General features: G+C 35.9%; 26 protein-coding genes and 1 pseudogene. 11 read left to right on the top strand and 16 right to left on the bottom strand.

What is annotated here, in order from left to right; translation table 11 throughout:
* Positions 1 to 129 precede the first annotated feature (129 nt).
* Positions 130 to 855 carry an ABC transporter ATP-binding protein gene (locus ACM5BR_RS03310; protein ID WP_416825851.1) on the top strand — a complete coding sequence of 242 codons (726 nt, stop codon included), beginning with the start codon at positions 130 to 132 and terminating at the stop codon, positions 853 to 855.
* Positions 848 to 2,497, top strand: a complete 1,650-nt coding sequence (locus tag ACM5BR_RS03305; RefSeq protein ID WP_416825849.1) for a putative ABC transporter permease subunit — start codon at positions 848 to 850, stop codon at positions 2,495 to 2,497. Before ACM5BR_RS03310 ends, ACM5BR_RS03305 begins: the two co-directional genes overlap by 8 nt.
* A gap of 78 nt (positions 2,498 to 2,575) precedes the next feature.
* Here the strand turns inward: ACM5BR_RS03305 and acnA are convergent, their stop codons facing one another.
* Positions 2,576 to 5,296, bottom strand: a complete 2,721-nt coding sequence (gene acnA / locus ACM5BR_RS03300; RefSeq protein WP_416825847.1) for an aconitate hydratase AcnA — start codon at positions 5,294 to 5,296, stop codon at positions 2,576 to 2,578.
* Positions 5,297 to 5,707: 411 nt separating this feature from the next.
* Between acnA and sspO the strand changes: the two genes are divergently transcribed.
* Positions 5,708 to 5,857, top strand: a complete 150-nt coding sequence (sspO, locus tag ACM5BR_RS03295) for a small acid-soluble spore protein O (protein WP_416825845.1) — start codon at positions 5,708 to 5,710, stop codon at positions 5,855 to 5,857.
* A gap of 68 nt (positions 5,858 to 5,925) precedes the next feature.
* Here the strand turns inward: sspO and ACM5BR_RS03290 are convergent, their stop codons facing one another.
* Positions 5,926 to 6,183 (bottom strand): hypothetical protein, encoded by a 258-nt coding sequence (locus ACM5BR_RS03290; protein WP_416825843.1) that lies wholly within the window; start codon positions 6,181 to 6,183, stop codon positions 5,926 to 5,928.
* A 109-nt stretch (positions 6,184 to 6,292) separates the two neighbouring features.
* On the opposite strand from ACM5BR_RS03290, the pseudogene ACM5BR_RS03285 reads away from it, so the two are divergent.
* Positions 6,293 to 6,424, top strand: a pseudogene (locus ACM5BR_RS03285) (small acid-soluble spore protein P); the annotation flags it as partial.
* 176 nt (positions 6,425 to 6,600) lie between these two features.
* On the opposite strand, the gene ACM5BR_RS03280 reads toward ACM5BR_RS03285, so the two are convergent.
* The 3 genes from ACM5BR_RS03280 to ACM5BR_RS03270 all read right to left on the bottom strand — a co-directional run bounded on the left by ACM5BR_RS03280 (position 6,601) and on the right by ACM5BR_RS03270 (position 10,473).
* A complete protein-coding gene (locus tag ACM5BR_RS03280) occupies positions 6,601 to 7,836 on the bottom strand; it encodes an MDR family MFS transporter (RefSeq protein WP_416825841.1) in 1,236 nt (411 codons plus the stop codon).
* A 368-nt stretch (positions 7,837 to 8,204) separates the two neighbouring features.
* Entirely contained in the window at positions 8,205 to 9,317 is a 1,113-nt protein-coding gene (locus ACM5BR_RS03275) for a CaiB/BaiF CoA transferase family protein (protein ID WP_416825839.1), read from the bottom strand.
* A 376-nt stretch (positions 9,318 to 9,693) separates the two neighbouring features.
* The gene (locus ACM5BR_RS03270; protein WP_416825837.1) at positions 9,694 to 10,473 is read right to left on the bottom strand and encodes a protein phosphatase 2C domain-containing protein; all 780 of its coding nucleotides are present in this window, start codon (positions 10,471 to 10,473) and stop codon (positions 9,694 to 9,696) included.
* 175 nt (positions 10,474 to 10,648) lie between these two features.
* On the opposite strand from ACM5BR_RS03270, the gene ACM5BR_RS03265 reads away from it, so the two are divergent.
* Complete coding sequence (locus ACM5BR_RS03265) at positions 10,649 to 11,461, top strand: YitT family protein (RefSeq protein ID WP_416825835.1); 813 nt, start codon at positions 10,649 to 10,651, stop codon at positions 11,459 to 11,461.
* A 78-nt stretch (positions 11,462 to 11,539) separates the two neighbouring features.
* Here the strand turns inward: ACM5BR_RS03265 and ACM5BR_RS03260 are convergent, their stop codons facing one another.
* Positions 11,540 to 11,779, bottom strand: coding sequence for a hypothetical protein (locus ACM5BR_RS03260; protein WP_416825833.1), 240 nt, complete (start codon positions 11,777 to 11,779; stop codon positions 11,540 to 11,542).
* Between the two features lie 147 nt (positions 11,780 to 11,926).
* A complete protein-coding gene (locus ACM5BR_RS03255; RefSeq protein WP_416825832.1) occupies positions 11,927 to 12,463 on the bottom strand; it encodes a hypothetical protein in 537 nt (178 codons plus the stop codon).
* Between the two features lie 304 nt (positions 12,464 to 12,767).
* On the opposite strand from ACM5BR_RS03255, the gene ACM5BR_RS03250 reads away from it, so the two are divergent.
* Together ACM5BR_RS03250 and ACM5BR_RS03245 are read left to right on the top strand one after the other, a co-directional pair.
* Complete coding sequence (locus ACM5BR_RS03250) at positions 12,768 to 13,064, top strand: hypothetical protein (RefSeq protein WP_416825830.1); 297 nt, start codon at positions 12,768 to 12,770, stop codon at positions 13,062 to 13,064.
* A gap of 125 nt (positions 13,065 to 13,189) precedes the next feature.
* On the top strand, positions 13,190 to 13,621 hold the full coding sequence (locus ACM5BR_RS03245) for a DUF2621 family protein (protein WP_416825828.1): 432 nt from the start codon (positions 13,190 to 13,192) through the stop codon (positions 13,619 to 13,621).
* A 93-nt stretch (positions 13,622 to 13,714) separates the two neighbouring features.
* Here ACM5BR_RS03245 and ACM5BR_RS03240 read toward each other — a convergent pair whose 3' ends face one another.
* Both ACM5BR_RS03240 and ACM5BR_RS03235 read right to left on the bottom strand, forming a co-directional pair.
* The gene (locus ACM5BR_RS03240) at positions 13,715 to 14,221 is read right to left on the bottom strand and encodes a CcdC family protein (protein ID WP_416825826.1); all 507 of its coding nucleotides are present in this window, start codon (positions 14,219 to 14,221) and stop codon (positions 13,715 to 13,717) included.
* An 83-nt stretch (positions 14,222 to 14,304) separates the two neighbouring features.
* Entirely contained in the window at positions 14,305 to 15,012 is a 708-nt protein-coding gene (locus tag ACM5BR_RS03235; protein ID WP_416825824.1) for a cytochrome c biogenesis CcdA family protein, read from the bottom strand.
* A 196-nt stretch (positions 15,013 to 15,208) separates the two neighbouring features.
* Here ACM5BR_RS03235 and ACM5BR_RS03230 point away from each other — a divergent pair, with 196 nt between their 5' ends.
* From ACM5BR_RS03230 to proC, 3 genes are all read left to right on the top strand, one after another.
* Positions 15,209 to 15,382 carry a DUF3903 domain-containing protein gene (locus tag ACM5BR_RS03230; RefSeq protein ID WP_416825822.1) on the top strand — a complete coding sequence of 58 codons (174 nt, stop codon included), beginning with the start codon at positions 15,209 to 15,211 and terminating at the stop codon, positions 15,380 to 15,382.
* A 276-nt stretch (positions 15,383 to 15,658) separates the two neighbouring features.
* Entirely contained in the window at positions 15,659 to 15,835 is a 177-nt protein-coding gene (locus ACM5BR_RS03225) for a YjcZ family sporulation protein (protein ID WP_416825820.1), read from the top strand.
* Positions 15,836 to 16,073: 238 nt separating this feature from the next.
* Complete coding sequence (gene proC / locus ACM5BR_RS03220) at positions 16,074 to 16,877, top strand: pyrroline-5-carboxylate reductase (protein WP_416825818.1); 804 nt, start codon at positions 16,074 to 16,076, stop codon at positions 16,875 to 16,877.
* A gap of 80 nt (positions 16,878 to 16,957) precedes the next feature.
* Here proC and ACM5BR_RS03215 read toward each other — a convergent pair whose 3' ends face one another.
* The 6 genes from ACM5BR_RS03215 to ACM5BR_RS03190 form a co-directional block, all read right to left on the bottom strand.
* The gene (locus tag ACM5BR_RS03215) at positions 16,958 to 17,392 is read right to left on the bottom strand and encodes a YndM family protein (protein ID WP_416825816.1); all 435 of its coding nucleotides are present in this window, start codon (positions 17,390 to 17,392) and stop codon (positions 16,958 to 16,960) included.
* A 672-nt stretch (positions 17,393 to 18,064) separates the two neighbouring features.
* The gene (locus ACM5BR_RS03210) at positions 18,065 to 18,283 is read right to left on the bottom strand and encodes a YneF family protein (protein ID WP_416825814.1); all 219 of its coding nucleotides are present in this window, start codon (positions 18,281 to 18,283) and stop codon (positions 18,065 to 18,067) included.
* Positions 18,284 to 18,367: 84 nt separating this feature from the next.
* Positions 18,368 to 18,811 carry a sporulation inhibitor of replication protein SirA gene (gene sirA / locus ACM5BR_RS03205; protein WP_416825812.1) on the bottom strand — a complete coding sequence of 148 codons (444 nt, stop codon included), beginning with the start codon at positions 18,809 to 18,811 and terminating at the stop codon, positions 18,368 to 18,370.
* 117 nt (positions 18,812 to 18,928) lie between these two features.
* Positions 18,929 to 20,932: a transketolase gene (gene tkt / locus ACM5BR_RS03200; RefSeq protein WP_416825810.1), complete on the bottom strand. Its 2,004-nt coding sequence runs from the start codon at positions 20,930 to 20,932 to the stop codon at positions 18,929 to 18,931.
* 203 nt (positions 20,933 to 21,135) lie between these two features.
* On the bottom strand, positions 21,136 to 21,369 hold the full coding sequence (locus ACM5BR_RS03195; protein WP_416825808.1) for a DUF896 domain-containing protein: 234 nt from the start codon (positions 21,367 to 21,369) through the stop codon (positions 21,136 to 21,138).
* 57 nt (positions 21,370 to 21,426) lie between these two features.
* Positions 21,427 to 22,074 (bottom strand): YneB family resolvase-like protein, encoded by a 648-nt coding sequence (locus ACM5BR_RS03190; RefSeq protein ID WP_416825806.1) that lies wholly within the window; start codon positions 22,072 to 22,074, stop codon positions 21,427 to 21,429.
* A gap of 134 nt (positions 22,075 to 22,208) precedes the next feature.
* Between ACM5BR_RS03190 and lexA the strand changes: the two genes are divergently transcribed.
* A complete protein-coding gene (gene lexA / locus ACM5BR_RS03185) occupies positions 22,209 to 22,829 on the top strand; it encodes a transcriptional repressor LexA (protein ID WP_416825804.1) in 621 nt (206 codons plus the stop codon).
* Between the two features lie 80 nt (positions 22,830 to 22,909).
* Here lexA and ACM5BR_RS03180 read toward each other — a convergent pair whose 3' ends face one another.
* The gene (locus tag ACM5BR_RS03180; RefSeq protein WP_416825803.1) at positions 22,910 to 23,239 is read right to left on the bottom strand and encodes a GlpM family protein; all 330 of its coding nucleotides are present in this window, start codon (positions 23,237 to 23,239) and stop codon (positions 22,910 to 22,912) included.
* Positions 23,240 to 23,410 lie beyond the last annotated feature (171 nt).

Raw genomic sequence — 23,410 nt, 5'->3', positions numbered from 1 at the left:
TCGTAAATTGAAAATGAAAAGACCTAGGATGTTAATAATTAATGAATCTGAAAAGATATAAATATCTAAAAAGTCTTATGTTATAATCAAATCATAAATATTGGAATATCAAGAAAGGAATGGATATTAATGATTGAAATTGTTAATGTATCAAAGAGTTATAATGGTAGCAAATTTGCGGTAAAAGATTTAAATTTAACCGTGCCGAGCGGAAAGATATTTGGTTTTTTAGGTCCAAATGGTGCAGGAAAATCAACGACAATTAAGATGATAACGGGTATTCACTCTCTAGATAGCGGGACGATTTCTGTAAATGGAAAAGACATTACGAAAGAGCCGCTTGAAGTGAAAAAGCTATTTGGATATGTTCCTGACAGTCCTGATATGTTTTTACGCTTAAAAGGGATTGAATATTTAAATTTCATGGCGGATATGTATGATGTTCCGAAAGACGTGCGTCAGGAAAAAATCCGAACACTAGCAGAACATTTTAGTTTGTACGAAGCATTGTCTGATCAAATTCAAAGTTATTCACATGGAATGCGCCAAAAAATTATTATTATTGGAGTTCTTTTGCATGATCCAGATGTCTGGATTTTAGATGAGCCAATGACTGGATTAGATCCAAAATCGGCATTTATATTAAAACAAATGATGCGGGAACACGCTGATAAAGGGAAAACGGTATTCTTTTCAACGCATGTGTTAGAAGTTGCTGAAAAATTATGTGATCAAGTTGCGATTATTAATAAAGGAACACTTCAATTTCGAGGAAATTTAGCAGAAATGCGGGAGCATTTTGAATCAAATGAATCTCTCGAAAAAATGTTCTTGGAGATGACAGAAAATGAATAAAATTTGGATGTTAACAAAAATATTATTAAAAATGAACTATGCTGATGTGTTAACTGACAACAAGAAGCGTGTTTTATATTTGTTTTCATTTTTAGGTTTTATGTGTATTGGATTTTTATTTATAGGTTCACTGACAAATGGCATGTATGGCGTACTAAAACAAGTTGGTCAGGAAAACCTACTAATTGGAATGGGACTAGCGGTTGGAAGTATATGGGTGTTTATGTTTAGTATTACGACAATTTTAACAGTGTTTTATTATAGCGATGACGTTGAAATGTTATTACCATTGCCACTTCAGCCAGCCCACATAATTACTGCGAAGTTTATTACAGTATTAATTACACAATATGTGATGTCTTCGTTTGTCTTATTTCCAATTTTCATTGTGTATGGATTACAAAGTGGTGCTTTTATTACATATTATATTTATGTTTTACTTGTTTACTTATTTTTCCCGATTATTCCGTTAGTTCTTGCTTCACTTCTTATGACAGTTGTTATGCGTTATACAAATATCGCAAAAAATAAAGACCGTAGTAATATGTTAATGGGTTTATTTACTTTATTGCTGGTTGTGGGCATTAATGTATTTATGCAATGGAAAAATAGAAGTGCTGCTTCTGGAGCAGCAGACTATTTTTTAAATAATCAATCTTCATTTTTAGTAGAAATGACAAACTATTTTCCAACAACGTATTTTGGTGCAATGGCGTTAATAGAAAGTACTTCGTGGAAAGGAATTTTATATTTACTTCTTTTCGCTGCAATTTCATTTGCATTTTATGTATTGTTTTTCTATGTTGCAGATCGTACATATTTGAAAGGGGTTATTGGAATTTCGAATAGTACTGCGAAAAAAGAAGTGATTTCTGCCGAGAATTTTAATAAAGCTACCGTACAAAATTCACATTGGAAAGCATATGTAAAAAAAGAGTTTCGTATTTTGATTCGCACACCACAATTTTTTATTAATTGTATTGTACAAACTTTCGTTATGCCAATTATGCTTTTCTTTATTATTTTTGTGCAAGACGGTAACTTAGCTTGGTTAAATCAATATATAAAAGATAGTGAAACAACAGGCCTTGCGCTTGGTCTTGCTTTTTGTGCCGGCATGTTTTTAATGGGATCCAATGTGATTGCGACAACATCTTTTTCAAGAGAAGGTCGCACTTGGTTTATCAATCGCTATTTACCAGTCAAGGCAGAAGGTATTTTCTTTGCGAAAGTATTTACAGCTTGGCTAATTAATACCGCTATTTTAGCTATCTTTGGTCTGGTACTTATCATTGTAGGCGGTGTGTCACCCATATTTATCTTACTTTGGTTCATGCTTTGTGCAAATGGATTATGGCTAAATAATTTAATTGGTACACGCTGGGATGCACAAACTGCTGATATTCATTGGGACTCCGAACAAAAAGTATTTAAAGGTCGTTATACTACGCTTTGGAATTTTCTTGTTAATATATTATTAGTCGGTATTACGGTTGGCGGAGTATGTGCGTTATTTTTCTTATTAAAAATGGGAATGTGGGGTATGTTTTTAAGTATCTTAGTTGTTTTTACTATTGTAAACGTTATTGTGTCTCGTAGTTTACAACATGGTGCTGAACGCCTCTTAGCAAATATTAAATAAAAGTGCAACAATTGAAAAATGATTTGCAATGAAAAAAGGAAGATGACTTTCGTCATCTTCCTTTTTTTGTTAATGGAATTAGCGAGTTACTTTTGCTTCTTTCAATTTTTCACGAAGAACCATTTGAAGAATACCGCCGTGACGGTAGTAGTCGATTTCAACTTCAGAATCAAAGCGAGCTACTACTTCAAATTCCTTCTTATTACCTTGCGCCTCTGTAGCCGTTACTTTCACGATATCACGTGGTTTTACGTTTTCGTCTACTTGAATTTCGAATGTTTCGTCACCTTTAAGACCTAATGTTTCAGAGCTTTCTCCTTGCTTAAATTGAAGCGGAAGAACACCCATAAGAACAAGGTTACTACGGTGAATACGTTCGAAGCTTTCAGCGATAACTGCTTTAATTCCTAGCAAGTTTGTTCCTTTTGCAGCCCAGTCACGAGAACTTCCCATACCGTAATCCTTACCAGCGATTACAAGAAGACCTGTACCATCTTGTTTGTATTGCATTGCTGCATCATAAATTGATTCTACTTCGCCCGTTGGCCAGTAAGTAGTGAAGCCGCCTTCTGTTCCAGGAGCGATTTGGTTCTTGATACGGATGTTAGCAAATGTACCTCTCATCATTACTTCATGGTTACCACGACGAGAACCGTAAGAGTTGAAATCAACAGGTTGCACGCCTTTAGAAGTCAAATATTTACCTGCTGGTGTATCCTTACGGAATGAACCTGCTGGTGAAATATGGTCCGTAGTTACGGAATCACCAAACTTACCGATTACACGAAGGCTAGTAAGTGGTTGAACTTCTTTAGGATCCTTAGATAGCCCCTCAAAGAATGGAGGGTTTTGAATATATGTGGACTCAGTGTCCCAAGTATAAAGTGCTTCGTTAGATGATTCAATTTCGTTCCAACGTTGGTTATTTTGGAACACAGTAGCATATTCTTTCTTGAACAATTCAGCTGTAACAACAGAAGAAACAACTTGTTGTACTTCTTCTTGAGATGGCCAAATGTCATTGAAATAGACAGGTTTTCCGTCTTTTCCTGTACCTAGTGCATCTTTACGAAGGTCAATATCAACAGTACCAGCAAGTGCGTATGCTACTACTAGTGGTGGAGAAGCTAGGTAGTTAGCTTTTACTAGTGGATGGATACGTCCTTCGAAGTTACGGTTACCAGACAACACTGATGTAACTAGAAGATCACTTTCAGCAAAAGACTTTTCAAGTTCAGGTGCTAACGGACCAGAGTTACCGATACATGTTGTACATCCGTAACCAACTGTGTTAAATCCTAATTGGTCAAGATATGGAGTTAAGCCAGCTTTATTTAAATATTCAGTTACAACTTTAGATCCTGGAGCTAAAGAAGTTTTTACGTATTCAGGAACTTGTAATCCTTTTTCAATTGCTTTCTTCGCTACTAAACCAGCTCCGATAAGAACGGATGGGTTAGAAGTGTTTGTACAACTTGTAATAGCGGCGATTGCAATTGCACCTGTTTTTACTTTTACTTCTTTGCCATTAAGTGCAACGTCTACTTCTTTATCAAATTCTTTTTCAGTAAAGCCAAATCCTTGGTTGCCAACTGGTGCAACTACAGCTTTACGGAATGCATCCTGCATGTTAGAAAGTTCGATTAAGTCTTGTGGACGTTTTGGACCAGAAAGACTTGGTTCGATTGTAGAAAGATCAATTTCAACAAGAGTTGTGTAAACAGGATCTTCGCTACCAGGAGTATAGAATAAGTTGTTTGCTTTGCAATATTCTTCAACGATGCGAATTTGTTCTTCATCTCTACCTGTTAAACGCATGTAGTCAAGAGAAATGTGATCGATTGGGAAGAATCCGCAAGTAGCTCCGTATTCAGGTGCCATGTTTGCAACAGTAGCACGGTCAGCTAAAGGCATGCTTTGCAAACCTTCACCGAAGAATTCTACGAATTTGCCAACTACACCTTGTTTACGAAGAACTTGTGTTACTTTAAGTGCAATATCAGTAGCAGTTGTACCACTTGGTAACTTACCTGTTAATTTAACACCGACAACTTCTGGAACTGGGAAGTATGATGGTTGTCCAAGCATTCCTGCTTCTGCTTCAATACCACCAACGCCCCAACCAAGAACGCCGATACCGTTAATCATTGTTGTATGAGAGTCAGTTCCCACCAATGTATCAGGGAAAGCTATTTTTTCTCCTTCTACTTCAAGAACGTGTACAACTGGTGCTAAGTATTCAAGGTTAACTTGGTGTACAATACCAGTTGCTGGTGGAACCGCACGATAGTTGTTAAATGATTTTTGTGCCCAATTTAAGAATTTATAACGTTCAGCGTTACGTTTGAATTCTAAATCCATGTTGAAATTAAGTGAATCGTCAGTACCCGCTTTATCAACTTGTACAGAGTGGTCAATTACTAAGTCAACAGGAATTTCTGGATTGATTTTGTCAGGATCTCCGCCCATGTCAGCCATTGCTTTACGTAAAGATGCAAGGTCAACTACAGCAGGAACTCCTGTAAAGTCTTGTAGAATTACACGAGATGGTTTGTAAGGAACATCGATAGCTTTTACATCTTTTGTTCCCCACTTAGCAAGGTTTTCTACATGTTCTTCTTTAATTACTCGTCCATCAACTTGTCTCAATACAGATTCAAGCAATACTTTAATAGAATAAGGTAAACGAGAAATATTACCGATTCCTGCTTCTTCAAGCGCTTTCAAACGATAGTATTGATAAGATTGTCCGTCTACAGTAAACGTAGCACGTGCATGAAATGGATCATATTTTACCATTATAAATTCCCCCCTGTTAACGTGAGAAAAAATCTAAAATACATTTGTATATACATTTTTTCAATGCTTTACTTTATTATCTTATTACAATTAAAAATATAAGTAAACTATAATAAACTTATAGTTTCTGATAAGTAATGCTTATTGAACTTTTCTATACAATGTATTAGATTCTTTCTGCATATGTATTCTTTCTAAAACAAAAACGAGATGGTACAAAACAATTACTACGTCCCCAAACAAAATTCATTTGCGTACAATAATTTTTAATCCATGTACACACTTATTATACCACTCATTCCAAAAAAAGCTTACTGCCAAGTCATGATTTCTAGTTAAAATTTCGGTATAAACATTCCTGGCATAGTGTACATGCATATTTATCATACTAGCTTTAGGAGGTGAAACCAGATGGTAAAACGCAAAGCTAATCACATTATTCCAGGTATGAATGCGGCTTCTGCACAAGGAAAAGGTACTGGCTATAATGAAGAACTTAGTAATGAACCCTTGACTGCAGCGCAACGACAAAACAATAAGAAACGGAAAAAAAACCAATAAGATTTATCCAAAATAAAGAGTAGGTGAAAATGGATCCTCCGTTTGGCGGTCCACTTTCACCCATTTTTTTATCCTTCATCAATGCTATTCATTATGGTATACACGTCTTCTTCGTATTTTGTCAGTTGTTTTCGCTGCGTTTCTGAAGCTGTCTCAAGAGCATTTTGTATTTGTTCATAGGCTTCTTGAACCTCTTGACGCAGATGTTTTAATTCCTTCCCTAATTGAGAACCATCCCATTTCACGCTCTGATAGCTCTCAATCGCCTGTATGGTATCTTGCTCAGCAGCTTGGAAGGCTTGTTGTTTATCCTTGTGATACGCCATTCAAATACCCCTTTCTTATCATTATTATCTACTGTAGCTTGCGTCGATTTAGGAAGAAATATGCAGAGGTATAAAAGAGAAAAATGACCCATATTAAAAGAGAAAAGGGGGGATCAAATTGGTACGAAATGAAAACCAAAGAAAATCAACGAATGGTACACAAAAACCGATGAGTGGATCACATAAGGTAAAAAACAGAAATCATTCACGGCAAAAAAACCACGCACATCACGATATGTAGCAACGATATGGGAAATCTAAAAAAGACAAATCTCTGCAGATTCGTCTTTTTAGAAATGAACTATATCTCGCACTTCCTTGCAATACGTTTCCTAAGAAAAATCCAAGTAGCTAAAGTTAGGAAGAATTGTCCGTTATAGGAGTGGTGGAGCTGACCCATAAAGGGGAAGCTTCACTTTACTTTAATTGTAGGTCGTTGAAAGTACTTGACACAGATAATTTTCTTCTTGCATGAAGAACTTTAACAAAAAATAAAATAGGGAAACTAATCATTCCAAAAACAGCTATCATTACAAAGACAATTCCGCCATATTCAATCCCATAGTGTTCTAATAGAATTCCACCTACCCATGGACCAAGCACACTCCCAAAACCGTTAAATCCCATTGCACCAAAGTAAGCACCTTTTGCATGAGGAGGTGAGATTTGATCAATAAAAAGGTCGGTCATAGAGAACATAAGCACTTCCCCAATTGTAAACAAAACCGTACAAGTATAGACAATCCATTCTTCTTTGGCAAAGCCAATACAAAATAACCCTATACTTACAATAAGACTTCCTATCATAATGCTAACAAGAGCGGAATATTTCTTACCAATTCGAGTGATTGGAAATTGAAGAAAAACAACCGTAACCGCATTAATTGTAAGAACATAAGAAAATATTCGAACTCCATCTTTAAACACACCTGAATTAGCGAAATATTGCGATAAATTAGTAGAAAATTGTGAGTAAACAGCATTACTTAAGATAAGTCCAATGATCGTAAAGTATAGTACACTATCTTTTCCTATTATATAAAGAGATTCTTTCATCGTAACATGATCTTCTTGCTGAATTTCTAGAATTGGATGGTTTTGGAATTGAATCAATAAAGATATCATATATATCGTATACACAACTGCTGCTAGTAAAAACGGCAACGCCTGGGACGCGGTTCCGAGCTTTAATCCTAAAATAGGTCCAACTGCAAATCCGATATTTATGGCTCCATAGCGTAAATTGAAAACCATCAGCCTATTCTCAGGCTTCGTTAAATCGGATAAAAGAGCACGAGAAGTTGGTTCGAAAAATGCACGACAAATACCATTACACGCATTTAACACAAAGAAAAGTATTACGTTATCCGCAAAAGCAAATCCAATGAAAACAAGGATCCATACAAGAATCGATCCAATCATTACATTTTTACGACCATATGTGTCCGATAGACTTCCACCTATAAAACTTGCAAACACACCCATAAGCATACTCACACTAATAATTGCCCCTGTTATGGATGGTGATAAACCTTTTGTCATTGTCAAATAAATAGCAAGAAAAGGAAGGCTCATACCCGTAGCAAGCCTTGCAAATAATGTACCAATAATAATATTCCAAGCAATGGGGTGAATGTATGATGTAACCTGCACGCTCTGCTCCTTTCCTCCAATATGTAACCTTTTCATTTACCATACTATAATGTAACGGTGTGAAACTACTTACATTACACTGTATTACATATTGTTCCTATCTTCATTTATGAAATTCTTCTTTTTATAATGCGCATTCTAATACCTATCATGCTATTATAGCAGAAATTGGAGAATGGTTTAATAGGATGAGGAACCTAATCGTTTACCAAGGTGGAAAAATAAACGCCTCCCTCTCATTAACGAAAGGGAGGCAGAAATGACATCAAGTAAATAGACAAGCATTCTACAACTAGGTAAATACCCAATCGATTTCAAGATACGGAACAATCATGAAAACATCTTTCTTATTTGGATACGAAACGATGTTAACATGGTATAAGTCCAGCTATTACCCCTTTCTTACGAAGTGCCATAATTTCATTCTCGTCATATCCTAGTTTTGTTAATAATTCACTTGTCTGTTCACCAAGGACTGGTGGAGTTGTCACTTTCCTCATCTTATGTGTCCGAACATAGGGCATTGTAATCATATGTTTTGTAAATGGGGAATCCGCTAGTTCACTAGCTTCATATACCGGAGTTAAACAGCAATCGATTTCAAGAGAAGCCTGCTCCCAAAAAGCAAAAGGCTTACTGAGAAAAAACGCCTTTATTTCTTCATATACGATTTCTCCCTCGACAGCTTTTTCATGATGTTGTAAAATCCAATCTTCTCGCCCTGCAAAACGACAAAATCCTTCCCAAAACTTTTCTTCAATTGCCCCAATTGCAACATATCGTTCATCACCAGTTTCATATAAACAATAGGATACTTCATTCCCTGATAAGGCATTCAATCCATTATTCTTATTATATAAATCATATAACATAACATGATTATTCATAAGCATAGTTAAACTATCTGTTATCGATAAATCCAAATAGCACCCATTCCCCGTTCTCTCACGCTCAAATAACGCTGCCAGAATACTTTCGCTGACAAGCATTCCTCCGATTTCATCACCAAGCGTTATGGATGGAATAAAGGGTTTTCCATTATGCTTCATTTGAGCAAGTACGCCGCTAACTGCCATAAAATTTAGATCATGACCTGCTAAATGAGAATGATCATGATGTTGTCCATAGCCCGTTATGGAAGAATAAATAATTCTTTTATTTCGCTTGATAACATCCTCATACCCAAGTCCAAGACGGTTCATTATATTCGGCCGAAAGCTTTCTATAATAACATCTGCTTTTTCCATTAGTGAAAGTGCTATCTCCATTCCCTCTTTTTCCTTCACATTAATTGCAATACTTTGTTTGTTTCGATTATTTGCCGTATAAAGGGCGGTACTTTCCTTATCAAAGCTTCTTGCTAAATCACCAAAAAGCGGCTCTATCTTTATGACAGTTGCTCCTAAATCTGCTAGTCTTAGCGAAGCATAAGGTCCAGGTAAATAATGCGAAAAATCTAGAACAGTTATTCCTTTTAACATGAAAACTACCCCTTTCTCGATTAGCTGTTCAAGTGTAATTTACAGATGTTCATATTATTAGACATGAAAAACACAACTCCCATTGGTTCAACGATTACCTCATTGTAAGACTTAGTCGCTGATTCAATCATGCTACCAAACTACATACACCTTCCCCTTAACAATTCATCATACCAACCAATGGTAAGCGCTTACATTTATAAAGGTTTACTTATTTCATGCCCATTCCTACTAGCAATTAAATATTCCCAATCTAATTACACAATATGGTTTAATTATAAAAATAATCCATATGAATAGAAAGAGAAACTGTTCGACAGATTCTTTACTTCCTCGCAAAAACAGACATTCAATCGAATGTCTGTTTCATCTATTATTAGCGCATCCAAATAAGAGCTGTTTTATCATCAGCGTGTATACCTCTTTGTATTTCTATAGCTTCTAGCTCTGCAACGTATTTTTCAATTCCCTGCTCCCAAACAAATGAAGCTACCTGTTCCAGAGACTTTGTTGGATGAAATAGCCCGTCTGTGCATAAAAACAAAGCTTGCACATCGCTTCGGTCAATCGTTCCTCTTTGGATAAACATCCGAACATTATCCATGCCATTCGCAACGGAGTAGCCATCTTGTGTATTCGCCATACTACGATTGTAAATGAGACGCTTTCTAATGCTGTCATCCACCTCTAATGAATCCTTTTCTCTTTTTTTCTTCGCTCGTAAGTTAATCCCTTTCACCGTGTCCTTCGTAAGCACGTTAATTCGATTATCCAGAAATTTTGCTACAACCATACAATCACCAAGCTGCCCGTACTGAATTTCGGTGTTTGTAAAATGAACCCCTGCAAAACAAGTAGACCATAGATGATGCTTTTTCGTTTGATTAATATTGTAGGTCATCATCTTGCCTGCAAGAAGTTGATTTGCTTTTACCATACTTTCTACAATTCCTTCATCTTTCATAAGAGACTCCATATATGATTTAAATGTATGGGCTGCAAGATATGCACCATTATGACCCTCTTCATCCTCAAATGGAACAAGAGGAGTAGCCCCATCACACACGCCATAAAGTCCGATCCTATCATTTCGTACAAAAGCATCTTCGCATTCTTTCTTATTAGGACTTTTCCTTTGAAAATATTGTACATTCATTCCTTTACAGACTCCTTCCTACCCTTGATAATGCAACCTATATCATGAAAATGCACCCGGACCTAAATTTTCAAATTATTAAGACTAGTAGTAATAAACTGTTTTCACACAAATCACGAAAATCCCTTTATAATTTTCATAAAATGTTAAGTTTTTCAGTAAAGGATGGAGTGGAATGCGCAATTTTTTCGGTGTTATTATCGGTTCTTTATTAGTCGCCATTGCTTTCAACATATTTCTTATTCCCCATAAAATCCTAAGCAGTGGTGTAAGTGGTATTGCAATTATTATAGGAATTCTAACACCCCTAAATGCCGGCTTAGTAAACCTAGTATTGAATATACCTATACTTATTATAGGTTATGTTCGACTTGGGAGACGTTTTTTCTTCAACACTGTTTTATCCGTTTTTGTTATTTCAATCGGCATGTATTTGATTCCGGCTCAACCAATTGCCAATGACCCTTTGCTATCATCCTTATTTGGGGGAGTATTAGCTGGAGCAGGAGTCGGTTTCGTCTTCAATAACAATGGCTCAACCGGAGGCTTTGATGTAATCGGCATGCTTCTGTCGCAAAAAAAGGATATTAAACTCGGTGGATTTTTCATTATGCTAAATGCGATTGTAATTTGCATATCGGGGTTCTTTTTTAATTGGGATGCTGCGATGAATAGTCTTCTCTCTATTTATGTAATGGGTAAGGTAATTGATGCCATTTATACAAAGCATTGTAAGCTAACACTCATGATTGTTACAAATAAGACAGAGGAAATGAAAGAAGCTCTATTATCTAGCTTTGTTCGCGGTATAACCTTGCTAGATGGAGAAGGTGCCTATTCAAGTGAAAAGAAGCGGATACTCATGATTGTCATTTCAAAAGACGAATTGATACCAATAAAAAATATAATTTCCCAAACAGATCCGCAAGCGTTCGTAAATATTACAGAAACAGTAGAAGTTCTAGGACTTTTTCGACGTACCGTCTAATTAATTAAGCACATATCAAGTAAAACAATCTAATGGCCGTCACGGATGAATATAAAAAATCTTGTGGCGGCCTATTTTTCATTTCATTCCTAAATAGTGAATCCCTTCTTCTAATAAGTCTGGAAAGTTTGAAGGAAAGAAGTGACCCATTCCTTTTATTTCACAAAGTTGACAAGTAAATTGATACGCTTGAAATAACTCATATAGTCTCCGAGCCCCATCAGCAAATGGATCCTTCTCGCCAATAATCATGTACCCTTTCTTACCTATATATTTCTTTTTTTGTAGTAAAGTTTCAAACAATGTGAGATCTTTCACGGAAGGAACCACTACAAAAAAACCATCTGCATTGTCGATAGTACCTGAAAGAATGAGTTCTATAGCAAGCCCACCTCCCTGTGATGCACCTCCAAGCGTTATTTGTTTGGGTTCTTTAGCAAATGTATGAAGGAATTCTGAATAACCTTATCTCATATCTTGCAGAGCAATATCATGCTGATCCCAATTAAAGGAATGATAGGCATGAACTTGTGATGACTGCAAAAAACCCATCTTTAGATTACTGCAACTCCAATATTGAGAAAAATCTTTAACATTACTTCCTTTCCAATGTATCGAAAAAAGAGCTCGTTCAGATTGCTCGCCTTTTATTAATAATTTCCATTTGCTATCTTTACTTTCTTTTTCAAGCTGATGCGAACAATGTCTTACGATCCTGTCAAATTCATCATATCCATATAAGACCTTCCATTCAGGCTTCGTAGTAAGTGAAACTGGATTCCACCATCCTCCTTTTTCTATACCCTTATGAAGCTCTGCTACCGCCAAGTTATACTCCCCTAGCTTCAAATAGAGCTGCGCCTTCCAATAATAAAGTTCAGAAATATGCTGCGGAAAATCTATAAACCCTTGATCCAGTAAAGAATAGATCATGTCAGTGCTACCCTTTTCACTTAAGGTATCAAGTTGTTGTAGAAATTGACTAAACGCAAGCTCGTTCATGTGGATGATCTCCTTTCATTACTGCTCTCTATCATTTTACATTATCATAACAGTGCTAATAATGTAATAATTCAGTATAGATTATTAATTATACTTTCATAAACGAAATGGTTGTTTCTCTATTTTATCGAGTATTATAATGAAAAAGCAGATATTATTGTGCTTAATAGGCATACTTCTAAACTCTTGAGAAGTTCACTTTTTTTTGCATTCCTTTTTCTTATATAAAGGAGTATACTATTATAGAACGTTTGTTCTTATTATCTTATTTCTACATAGCAATTGAACAATAAGGAGTGAGACGATGCTAGATTATCAAATGACATTGTCATGGAACGAAACAATGAAGCAAATCCAATATAATTGCTTAGGAAGAGCGATTTCAGACAGACAGAGTTTTGAGAATGAACTTTTACAATTTTTACGCAATCATGATTATATTATCTTACCTACTATTCTAAGCGGTCTTTCCAAGGAACGTTTCGGATCTTATTCTATCTATACCAACCATGATAAAAATCGAAAGGTTGGTACACTTATTGTAGAATACAAATGTGAAAACGAAAAGGAATGTAAAGTAGATGAGGTGTACTTCGTTTAGAGGAAAACACTAATTAGCTTCCCGTTAATGGAACTATTGCACTTCGCTCCCCCCACCTTTATAATGAAGAAAAAATCCATAAAATGGATTTTTTCCTTACAGTGAGCAAAACGGGGGTGAATGCTTTGCTAAGTGGATGGTTCAGTTGGTTTATTGTGTTTTGGACCGTCATCTTACTTTTTCTAATGTCCATTGGAGGCTATTTTATGTTTCGGAAATTTTTAAAGAGACTTCCCAAGGAGGACGGCTTATCTATACTAGATTGGGAAACCTATTATAGGGAACAGACATGGCATTTATGGAATGAGGAAAAAAAGGCATTACTTGAAGATCTCGTAAAACCGGTTCCGTCTCTATTTCGCGACGTAGCACGGTCTAAAATTGCTGCAAAAATTGGTGAGATTGCTTTAAAGGAACAAAAAGGCATGATTACCCATGATGTTATCATTCGGGGATATATTCTTGCAACACCAAAACGCGATCATAGTTTTTTACGTAAAACACTGCTAAAAAAGAACATCGATGTTTCATCTTATAAACATATATTTACGAAATAAAGTCAAGCTTTCTAGTACAAGAATAGGTTTTTGAACCTTCACAACTTTATTCATAAAAATCAAAAAAGCCTCAAGTTCATGAGGCTTTTTTTGTTAGGTTAATTTTACTTCAGCATCTTCAAAGAAATCTTCCTGCTTTTTCAACTCATTTTCCAGTTTTTTATATTCCCGAAACATTGCTACACGCCATGAAATAATCATGGCAAATGCCAATAAGAAAAACATTCCACTTGATTGAGTGATTGAAATCGATTGACTTAATATTGCTTTTAAACCAGTCCGAACAACGACTAGACCAATTAAAATGAAAATGAATGCCTTTGACCGTTTTAAGTATATTTCTTGTCCGCGTATTTCAAACTTTGATGTTTTAATTAAAAAGATAGAGAAAAACAATCCTGTAACAATTGCTCCTATTATTTCAGCATTTGATAAGCGAAATTGTGGTGATAGATACATAATTGCACCAGAGCTCATAGCAATTGGTGGTATAAGGATTTTCTTTAAAGATGTCGGCTTTGCCGCTGCTTTAATACGTAAAAATGTTACAGCAATGGCCATAAAAATGGCAAATGCAGTTGTAATAAGAACCATATTCATCTTATATCACATTCCTTCTATGTCGAAATTATAATGTACTCCTATTATATTGGTTATCGTCTTTCTTTGCCAATCCTAAGCATCTACAAACCAGTAAAACCACCAAACAAATCTGACATCATGATTGTAATCTTTGTCATTCCATTAAAGTATAACAAAACTCCCATTGCAATCATAATATATCCGCCTATTTTTATTAAGCTTATACTATTACGTTTAATCCAGCTAAGCTTTGATAAGAATAATGACAAAACAAAGAAGGGAATAGCAAACCCAAGTACATAAGAGATCATGTAAACCATTGCAGATTGTGGATTCGTAGCAGCGAGTGTAATTACCCCCGCTAAAATAGGACCGGTACAAGGAGTCCAACCAGCAGCGAATGCAACACCAATTACAACAGAACCAATATATCCAGAAGGTCTACTTTTAAATGTAAATTTATGATCCTTCATTAAAAACTCTGGCTTTAATAAACCAACTACAATGAGTCCAAAAAGTACGATGAAGATTGCTCCTAATTGTCTTATTAGATTTTGATAGGAAATAAAAAATTGGCCGATAAATGAAGTACCAAACCCTATGGCTATAAACACGATAGAGAAACCAATAAGAAAAAATGCAGTGTGCAGCATGCTTCTTTTTTGAAGCATAGCCTGTTCTTCCTTTAATTCTGAAATCGACATTCCAGTTATATAAGAAAGAAAAGCTGGATACAATGGCAAGCAGCACGGCGAAATGAAAGACAAAAAACCTGCACCAAATGCCAAAAAAATATTTATATCTTGCATAATTCTACCCCTTTCTACCTACATCCATTGTAACAAACTTTCTAATACAATCGAAATGAAAACAAATGTAGATATATGGCGATAATTTTATTAAACAAGAAGTTTTACATCCATAAAATTACAATTATTCAAAAACAAAGAAGGAAATCTACTACAATTGTCGAATACAATCAAAAAAATGATTGGAGGAATTTACATGTTATTTCAGTACTCCGTCGAATATTCTTTTCATCAAGGTGATCACTATGTTTCTGAAACTGTTACTGTTATTGCTTCATCTGAGTTACTTGCAAAACAAAAGGTGATAAAGGAAGTAACCCGGCGCTTCGGTCTAACCAATTCTCCCCTCATACAGATCCAACAACTGTGAAACATACAAATATACATTTAAAATTACACTAGTCATTTCATTTATTAGAAATATATACTATTTTGTTATGTTCGATATATATTGAATGATTCCTTCTGGCTCCTCCTGGTTTTGTAAATTCTTACTTGTAGAACCCTGCCCATTTATTTGTACGATACTAGCCTTTTTTGTATGGACTACCTACCAATCGTGATAATTCGCATATGTTGAAGTGAATAATGTTCTAAGTTTAAACGGGAGTTTCCCGAATTCATTTTAACAAGGAGGAGTAAAAAAATGGGTTCCGAGCATATAGAAGATCATAGACACGATAGACACTTTCATGGAGGCGGCTTTGCTCTTGTTGTAGTCTTGTTCATTCTGTTAATTATTATCGGTTGCAGCTGGGGTTGTGGTGGCTGGGGTGGCTATGGTGGTTTTGGTGGCTACGGCTACGGCTACGGTGGATTTTAATAAAAAAACTATGAAGGACGCCTTGCTTTGCAAGGTGTCCTATTATTGCATATAAGGTTTTCGAACATCCCACATTGCATAAAATTAAAATATTCGATAGGCTATTCTTATAAGTATATTCTACATAATGACTATTACATAACACCTTGATCAACGTTTTATCATGATTAGGAAATTAAGTAAATGTAATCTTCCTTACTAATGAATAGACGTATGTTCAGGATCGGAGGACAACAACATGAAAAAGCAGCATATTTTATTTATCGGTGCAGGTCGAATGGCAGAAGCAATCTTTTCAGGACTTATGAAACGTAGCTCTGATTATATTGCCTCTATCACGATTACTAATCAGTCTAATATCAGCAGATTGCAAGCTATGCAGGAAAAATACGGGGTTAACATAACAACAAACTGGCGAAGTAATATAAATGATGCGGATGTAATTATATTAGCAGTGCCTCCAGAAGCTCATAATTCATTGCTACTTGAACTTTCACAGCTGCTCACAAATCAATTTGTCATTACGATTGCTGCAGGTATAGGGCCTTCCTACTTAGAAAAGCATCTACCAAATCAAATACCAGTTGCATGGATTATGCCTAACACAGCAGCAATAGTAGGAGAATCAATGTCCCTTTATACATTAGGATCAAAAGCAAAGGAGAATCACATGGAAGTACTTCAAATGATTTTAAAAGGTATTGGTTCTGCAGAAGAATGTACAGAGGAAGAAATTCATCAATTAACAGCCGTAACAGGAAGCGCTCCTGCTTTTGTCTATTATTTTGCTGAAAGTTTAATTAAAACGACAAAAGAACTCGGAATTTCACAAGAAAAAGCAAAACAACTTATCATTCAAATGATATATGGCTCTGCTGCTATGTTACGTGAAGAACAAGATCCTGCTTTATTACGTGAACAAGTAACGACACCCGGCGGTTCAACTGCAGAAGGACTACGTGTATTGTATGAAAAACAATTCTCCTCCGTGCTGCAAAAAGCGATTTCTGCAACGAATGAAAAAGCAAGAAAGTTACGATGAGGTTTTTCTCTAATTAGAGGCATACTACCTCTATCCTTTTTGAGCTTAGCATAAGAAGGACTAGTTATTATTTTTTTAAACTAGTCCTTTTTCTTTGCTATCGTTTTCTCATCGCTGAACTCAGTTCCATAGGAAGTTTGAAATGGAACATGTTTTTTCGTACGTGTAGACCGCAGTATTTCCCTCCATGAAAAGCGGTGAATAAGCAATGCTGCAGCTGCTAGCAAACCAGCTGATATAATACTCCCCCAGGCAATTTGCAAATAATTATCCAACAACACATTACCAAAAATCCAAACGGAAATATAAGTAATTAAAAAATCAACAATGATAGCAGTACCATTGCCCATGCGAGGTAAAATAATGTTTTCAACTAATACATAAGAAACAATTGTTACAAACAGACTAAACGATAGAACTTCAGTAATAGTGGCTGGAAAGAAGATAGCTAAGCCAATAGAAAAAGCGATGACTGATGACAAAAATTTCATAAGAAAAAGAGTAGATTGCTTCATTACGTAAAACCTCCTTTTCTATTCAGTTTGAAATGAAATGGAGGTTTTTATACATTCCCTTGTTATTATACTTTCGTGATTTGCATAATAATCAGCAGCTGTAGCAGAAAAGCTAGGTTATTCATAGAGCTGTATATAAAAAGAGGATGTCCTTCAGGCCGATGAATGCTTCCTTACCTAAACTGGTATTGAAGTCATGCCAATGATTCAGCTAGATGGCAAGTAAATTGGAGCAGACATTCCAGGACCAATCACAAACAGCTGCAAGCAGCGTTTGTAGCGAGTATTTCGGAATAAGTTGGGGGCGTATGAACTGAGTGGCGCAAGGGGCGATACGTGTCGGATTTTGCTAATAATCGATAAATCAAGGGAATTCGTTGATAAAAGTCTTCTTTTCGTCGATATATTTTAATTTCCGTCGATAAACGATGCTTTTTCGTTGATAAATATATCGATTTCGTCGATAAAACCTCCGCGGTCCTACTTCGCTGCTTAGATAAAGTAAGAACAGAATTCGGCATCATGGCAATGCCTCACAATCTATTGAAAGTAGCTGGAATTCTTCAGCTACTTTCAATAAACAGTCGAAAAATGAAAAAGTGTCAACGAAAAACAATTTATTTTTCGTTGACACTTTTATTTTAGGGACTTTTTAGACGGCCCTCTTATGATTTATTTCGTCTGTTTATTCATAGATTGCAACATCTGATTAATTTTCTTTTGAGATGGTTTTTGACCCATTTGCGTCATCATCATCTTAAGCATTTGTTCATTAATCGGTGGATTTTTCTTTAAGTAGTTCATCATATATCGACGTGCAATATAGAATCCTAGTGCGATACCAGCAGCAAAGATAAGGATACCGACTAGAATTGAAAGCCAAACTGACATTGTATTTCCTCCTTCATGTTGTCTACCTTAAAGTGTACTAGAACATAGTAGATTAGACAAGTTATGTAAAGACTTTTTTTATAATTATACATATTTACGTTCTTGCTTAATTGGATTTAACCAACCATAACGTTTTTCTGTGAAATTCATTGCGAAAAACGACCGTTCATTTTTACGTAATATTTCAAAAAACATCGTTTCTACTTCATCACTATTAGATGCTTCAATTCGGGCATATGAACGTTTTATAAGTAAGGATCCATATAAAGTACCATCATGTACAAGAAGATGTTGTTTATTCTCCCGTTTATAATGAGGATGAAATGACAGCCGCTGCTCTACACGATTATGAAGCTGATTCGTTTGCATGGGAACTGTTATATATTGAATTTGTTTGTACAGTATTTTTCTATTAGCAAGTGACGTAGCTTGTACGAAACGAGAAAATAAGTCATACAGTATATGTTCACGCCCAACGTATGCTTTTGCAATCTCATCTTGAATTAAATACAGGTAAAACGTTGTCATTTCACTTCCTCCTCACCCAGACAATCTCTTATCGAACATTATATAGGATGTTACAATAAAAGATTGTCTGAAGGCGGAGAAAAAAAACTTCTTACGTGTCGAATGAATGATTTTTTACTATTGAAGTAATGCCTTTACTTTCGCAACTACGTTATCAACTGTGAATCCATATTCTTGCATTACCTGTTCACCAGGTGCAGAAGCCCCGAACTGATCAATAGCAAGTACATCTCCGTCAAGTCCTACGTATCGGTGCCAGCCAAAAGATGCCCCCATTTCAATAGCAAGACGCTTCGTTACTGCTTTTGGCAATACAGATTCTTTGTATTCATTTGATTGTGCCTCAAACAGATCAAAAGAAGGAATGCTTACAACAGTAGCTCCGATTCCTTGTTTCATTAATGCTTCTTTCGCTTCAACAGCTAAGCTTACTTCAGAGCCTGATGCAAGTAATAAAATATCTGCCGTTTCTTTATCACTAGCTGAAAGGACATATCCGCCTTTCGCAACATTTTCTTTTGCATGTTCCTTCGTTCCTTGTAATACTGGGAGATTTTGACGACTTAGCACAAGGGCAGTTGGTCGGTCTGTTGATTCTAATGCTATTTTCCAGGCTGCAATCGATTCATTTCCATCAGCAGGACGAATAACTGATAGTCCCGGCATAGCACGCAGTGCAGCAAGCTGTTCAATCGGCTCATGAGTAGGACCATCCTCCCCTACCGCAATGCTATCATGAGTAAAGACATAGGTTACAGGTAACTTCATTAATGCTGCAAGACGAATAGCTGGACGTAAATAATCCGAGAATACGAAGAATGTACCACCAAATGTTTTTAATCCACCGTGCAGCGTAATTCCATTCATTGCTGCTCCCATTGCAAATTCACGAACACCGAACCAAATATTTTTACCACTATAGTTGTCACGCGCAAAATCTTCTTTACCATTCATATACGTTTTATTACTACCTGCTAAGTCTGCTGAGCCGCCAAAGAAAGATGGAACAGCATTTGCAATCGCATTAATAGCTTCACCAGAAGTAGAACGAGTAGCCTTTGATGATCCGAGTTCATATAAAGGAAGATTCTTGTCCCATCCCTCTGGAAGACGTCCTTCCATCGCTGATTGTAATTCAGCTGCAAGCTCTGGGTATGCTACTCGATATTGCTCATATAATGAATTCCATTCTGTATTTGCTTGTGCTCCAGCCTCTTTTACAACATGCTGAAAATGAGCATACACTTCTTCTGGGACATGAAAATCTTCTTCAAATACCCATTTATATGCTTCCTTCGTAAGCTTTACTTCTTCACTTCCAAGTGGAGATCCGTGAGAAGCTGATTTTCCTGATTTATTTGGAGAACCATATCCAATTGTTGTTTTTATTTCAATCAATGTAGGATGTGTTTCGTCTGCTTTTGCTTCTTGAATTGCTTTTGTGATTGCTTCAATATCATTTCCATCTTCTACGCGAATCACTTGCCATCCGTACGCTTTGTAACGATTTTCTACATTTTCAGAAAAAGAATGATGTAAATCTCCGTCTAAGGAAATGTCATTGGAATCATATAAAACGATTAATCGTCCTAATTGTAAATGAGCTGCTAATGAAGATGCTTCAGATGATACACCTTCCATTAAATCTCCATCGCCGCAAATAGCATATGTAAAATGATCAACAACATTGTATGAATCACGGTTATATTTAGCCGCTAAATGACGTTCTGCCATTGCCATTCCGACAGCCGTTGCAATACCTTGACCAAGAGGACCAGTTGTCGTATCTACACCAGCAGTATGTCCAAACTCAGGATGTCCTGGCGTCTTACTACCCCATTGGCGGAAGTTTTTCAAATCCTCCATCGTAACTTCATAACCGCAAAGATGAAGAAGACCATATAATAGCATAGAGCCGTGTCCTGCAGATAATACGAAACGATCACGATTAAACCAAGTAGGATTAGATGGATTTAGCTTCATAAATTTTGTCCACAATGTATAGGCCATCGGTGCAGCTCCCATTGGCATGCCTGGATGTCCTGAATTCGCCTTTTCAATCGCATCGATTGCAAGGGTTCTTATTGTAGTAATTGATAATTGTTCGATTGAATGTGACATAGTTCTCTTCCCTTCATTCCATTTAGTCAAAACATTCATACACATTTTATATTAGCTTGCCACGCATCATTATACAACATGTATAGTGAATTTTGTTGATAATATGCTATTATTTCAAAATAGTTTAGGTCGTATTCTAGAATGAATAAAAATTTGACTACACAAAAAAGCGAGATAGAAAAATATCTCGCACTGTTCACCATTTATTGCAACAAACTATTCTTCTTTAATTGCTTTAATTTGTCAGGAGTTACATCGTTTCCACTCTTATCAACAACGGTAATGGACTTCAATTGTTCCAACACTTGACCGCGAAATGCACGAATGTACTCTTGGCGTAGCTCGTGCCGTTCTTCTTTTTCCATATCCGTTAGCCCGACTGTTTTCGCCTTTCTAGAAAGCTCATTTATACGATTTAGTTTTTCAGAGGATATCATGAGCATTCTCCTTTCTTCATAACCTGTTGTATATCATACAATAGTTATATAGAGATATCAAGGCTTCTGCTCGTTTGCATATTCTACATAACGACGATGGACAGTCGCCTTCGACACATCATAACCAAAGCCTCGCAATGTTGCGGCAATTTCAGCAAAAGTCAGCTTATTTTGGCGAAGACGAACTATTTCTTCGATTGGTACTTCCTTCTTATCTCGGCCACTATTTATATTCTGGTTTTTTAAATTTTCTTCTGGATGAAATCCATGCATAACAGCACGTTTCATTCCTCGTTTTATTTTTAAGTTATGAATTTTCCGCTGGTATTCTTCAACCATACTAATAATATCGAGCACCATGGAATCGGCATCAGATAATTGGAGTTCACCATTATAATTATGTGTATACACTTTGACTCCTTCTTTACGTAAACAGTGCATAAGTGCTATTTTTGCATTGCCTCTACCTAAACGGGTTTCATCCTGAATAAGTACTACATTGGCTCCATCCTTTTTTATACTATCTAACATTTCTAAAACACCATCCCGCTCAACCGTATAGCCGCTCTCTTGTTCACGAATCACTTTGACTATTTCCATATTATAACGGCGAGCCAAAAGTACAAGTTCTTCCTCCTGCCGCAATAAAGACGTTTCCTGCTCCTCCTTCTTCGTACTCACACGAACATATATGATTGCCTTCATATTATCTTCTCCTTGTAACCATTTCCTTCAAAAATAATACCACACAATTCCACATTATTCGAACTTATGTTTGTAGAACAGGCGAACATATGTTATAATTATACTAACATTTTCTATACAAACGAGGTGAAGAAATGGAAAAGTTAACAAAAAGACAACAGGATATACTCAATTTTATTAAATTAAGAGTACAAGAAAAAGGATATCCGCCTTCCGTACGTGAAATTGGTCAAGCAGTTGGTCTTGCTTCAAGTTCTACTGTGCACGGTCATTTGGCAAGAATTGAAGAAAAAGGATTTATACGCCGTGATCCGACAAAACCACGTGCTATTGAAATAATTGGATTTGACGGTATGAATGATGAGAAAACACCTGTTATCCATGTTCCTGTTGTAGGAAAAGTAACTGCTGGTCCACCTATTACTGCCATTGAAAATATTGAAGAACAATTTCCTTTACCTGCTAGCCTCGTTTCAGAACCTGATCGTGTATTTATGCTGAAAGTACAAGGAGATAGCATGATTGAAGCTGGCATATTAGATGGAGATCTTGTCGTGGTTCGTCAGCAGCAATCTGCAGATAACGGAGAAATTGTTGTGGCATTAACCGATGAGAATGAGGCAACCGTGAAGAGATTTTTTAAAGAAAAAAATTATTTCCGCCTGCAGCCAGAAAACTCCTCATTAGAACCAATTATTTTACAATCAGTTTCAATCGTTGGAAAAGTAATTGGTGTATATCGTATGATTCATTAAGAGCTTACTAAAGCTCTTTTTTTATGCGGTCATTTCAATATATAGAAAAAAGCACCAAAAAGGTACTTTTATCAAAATAATTATAAAAAATGTTTGCAAAGAAACATATACATGATGTAAACCATCAAAGAAATAATAGCTGCCTGTGTAGGCTTTATCCAATTTGATAAAATGTAAACAGAAAATACAAGAATGACCGCACCTAACGCTCCAAAAATTGCAAATTTCTGCGTGATACGAAATTCTTTTATATCCATGAATTTCATCTGTAACCTCATATTCATCAATGTCATGATTGGTAATAAGGTAATAATTCCAGATAAAAACAAATGCTTTGATTTACTGAGGTATGTAGCTAATACAAGAATGGTACCCCCAAGAACAAATTTAATTACATAATCAAAAACCATATCTATAGCTCCTTTTACATACAAGTTACGTCATATCCATTATGCTACTTGTTTATTTGAATTGAAATAAAAAATTCAAAAAATCATTCTATTCAAAAATTAATCACAAAAATTCATAACCTACTACAACTATTGTACATCTCAATAGAATACTAGATGAATCACTTCCCT

The sequence above is a fragment of the Ectobacillus polymachus genome, assembly GCF_048159605.1.
Lineage (GTDB): Bacteria > Bacillota > Bacilli > Bacillales > Bacillaceae_G > Ectobacillus > Ectobacillus polymachus.
Note: the sequence above shows the minus strand (reverse complement) of the source record. Positions and strands in the feature narration are given on the sequence as shown.

Bases quoted from the DNA above. Each gene is read 5' to 3' on its own strand.
- ACM5BR_RS03310 (WP_416825851.1), top strand. From the start codon at position 130: ATGATTGAAATTGTTAATGTATCAAAGAGTTATAATGGTAGCAAATTT.
- ACM5BR_RS03305 (WP_416825849.1), top strand. From the start codon at position 848: ATGAATAAAATTTGGATGTTAACAAAAATATTATTAAAAATGAACTAT.
- acnA (WP_416825847.1), bottom strand. From the start codon at position 5,296: ATGGTAAAATATGATCCATTTCATGCACGTGCTACGTTTACTGTAGAC.
- sspO (WP_416825845.1), top strand. From the start codon at position 5,708: ATGGTAAAACGCAAAGCTAATCACATTATTCCAGGTATGAATGCGGCT.
- ACM5BR_RS03290 (WP_416825843.1), bottom strand. From the start codon at position 6,183: ATGGCGTATCACAAGGATAAACAACAAGCCTTCCAAGCTGCTGAGCAA.
- ACM5BR_RS03275 (WP_416825839.1), bottom strand. From the start codon at position 9,317: ATGTTAAAAGGAATAACTGTTCTAGATTTTTCGCATTATTTACCTGGA.
- ACM5BR_RS03270 (WP_416825837.1), bottom strand. From the start codon at position 10,473: ATGAATGTACAATATTTTCAAAGGAAAAGTCCTAATAAGAAAGAATGC.
- ACM5BR_RS03265 (WP_416825835.1), top strand. From the start codon at position 10,649: ATGCGCAATTTTTTCGGTGTTATTATCGGTTCTTTATTAGTCGCCATT.
- ACM5BR_RS03255 (WP_416825832.1), bottom strand. From the start codon at position 12,463: ATGAACGAGCTTGCGTTTAGTCAATTTCTACAACAACTTGATACCTTA.
- ACM5BR_RS03250 (WP_416825830.1), top strand. From the start codon at position 12,768: ATGCTAGATTATCAAATGACATTGTCATGGAACGAAACAATGAAGCAA.
- ACM5BR_RS03240 (WP_416825826.1), bottom strand. From the start codon at position 14,221: ATGAATATGGTTCTTATTACAACTGCATTTGCCATTTTTATGGCCATT.
- ACM5BR_RS03235 (WP_416825824.1), bottom strand. From the start codon at position 15,012: ATGCAAGATATAAATATTTTTTTGGCATTTGGTGCAGGTTTTTTGTCT.
- ACM5BR_RS03230 (WP_416825822.1), top strand. From the start codon at position 15,209: ATGTTATTTCAGTACTCCGTCGAATATTCTTTTCATCAAGGTGATCAC.
- ACM5BR_RS03225 (WP_416825820.1), top strand. From the start codon at position 15,659: ATGGGTTCCGAGCATATAGAAGATCATAGACACGATAGACACTTTCAT.
- proC (WP_416825818.1), top strand. From the start codon at position 16,074: ATGAAAAAGCAGCATATTTTATTTATCGGTGCAGGTCGAATGGCAGAA.
- ACM5BR_RS03215 (WP_416825816.1), bottom strand. From the start codon at position 17,392: ATGAAGCAATCTACTCTTTTTCTTATGAAATTTTTGTCATCAGTCATC.
- ACM5BR_RS03210 (WP_416825814.1), bottom strand. From the start codon at position 18,283: ATGTCAGTTTGGCTTTCAATTCTAGTCGGTATCCTTATCTTTGCTGCT.
- sirA (WP_416825812.1), bottom strand. From the start codon at position 18,811: ATGACAACGTTTTACCTGTATTTAATTCAAGATGAGATTGCAAAAGCA.
- tkt (WP_416825810.1), bottom strand. From the start codon at position 20,932: ATGTCACATTCAATCGAACAATTATCAATTACTACAATAAGAACCCTT.
- ACM5BR_RS03195 (WP_416825808.1), bottom strand. From the start codon at position 21,369: ATGATATCCTCTGAAAAACTAAATCGTATAAATGAGCTTTCTAGAAAG.
- ACM5BR_RS03190 (WP_416825806.1), bottom strand. From the start codon at position 22,074: ATGAAGGCAATCATATATGTTCGTGTGAGTACGAAGAAGGAGGAGCAG.
- lexA (WP_416825804.1), top strand. From the start codon at position 22,209: ATGGAAAAGTTAACAAAAAGACAACAGGATATACTCAATTTTATTAAA.
- ACM5BR_RS03180 (WP_416825803.1), bottom strand. From the start codon at position 23,239: ATGGTTTTTGATTATGTAATTAAATTTGTTCTTGGGGGTACCATTCTT.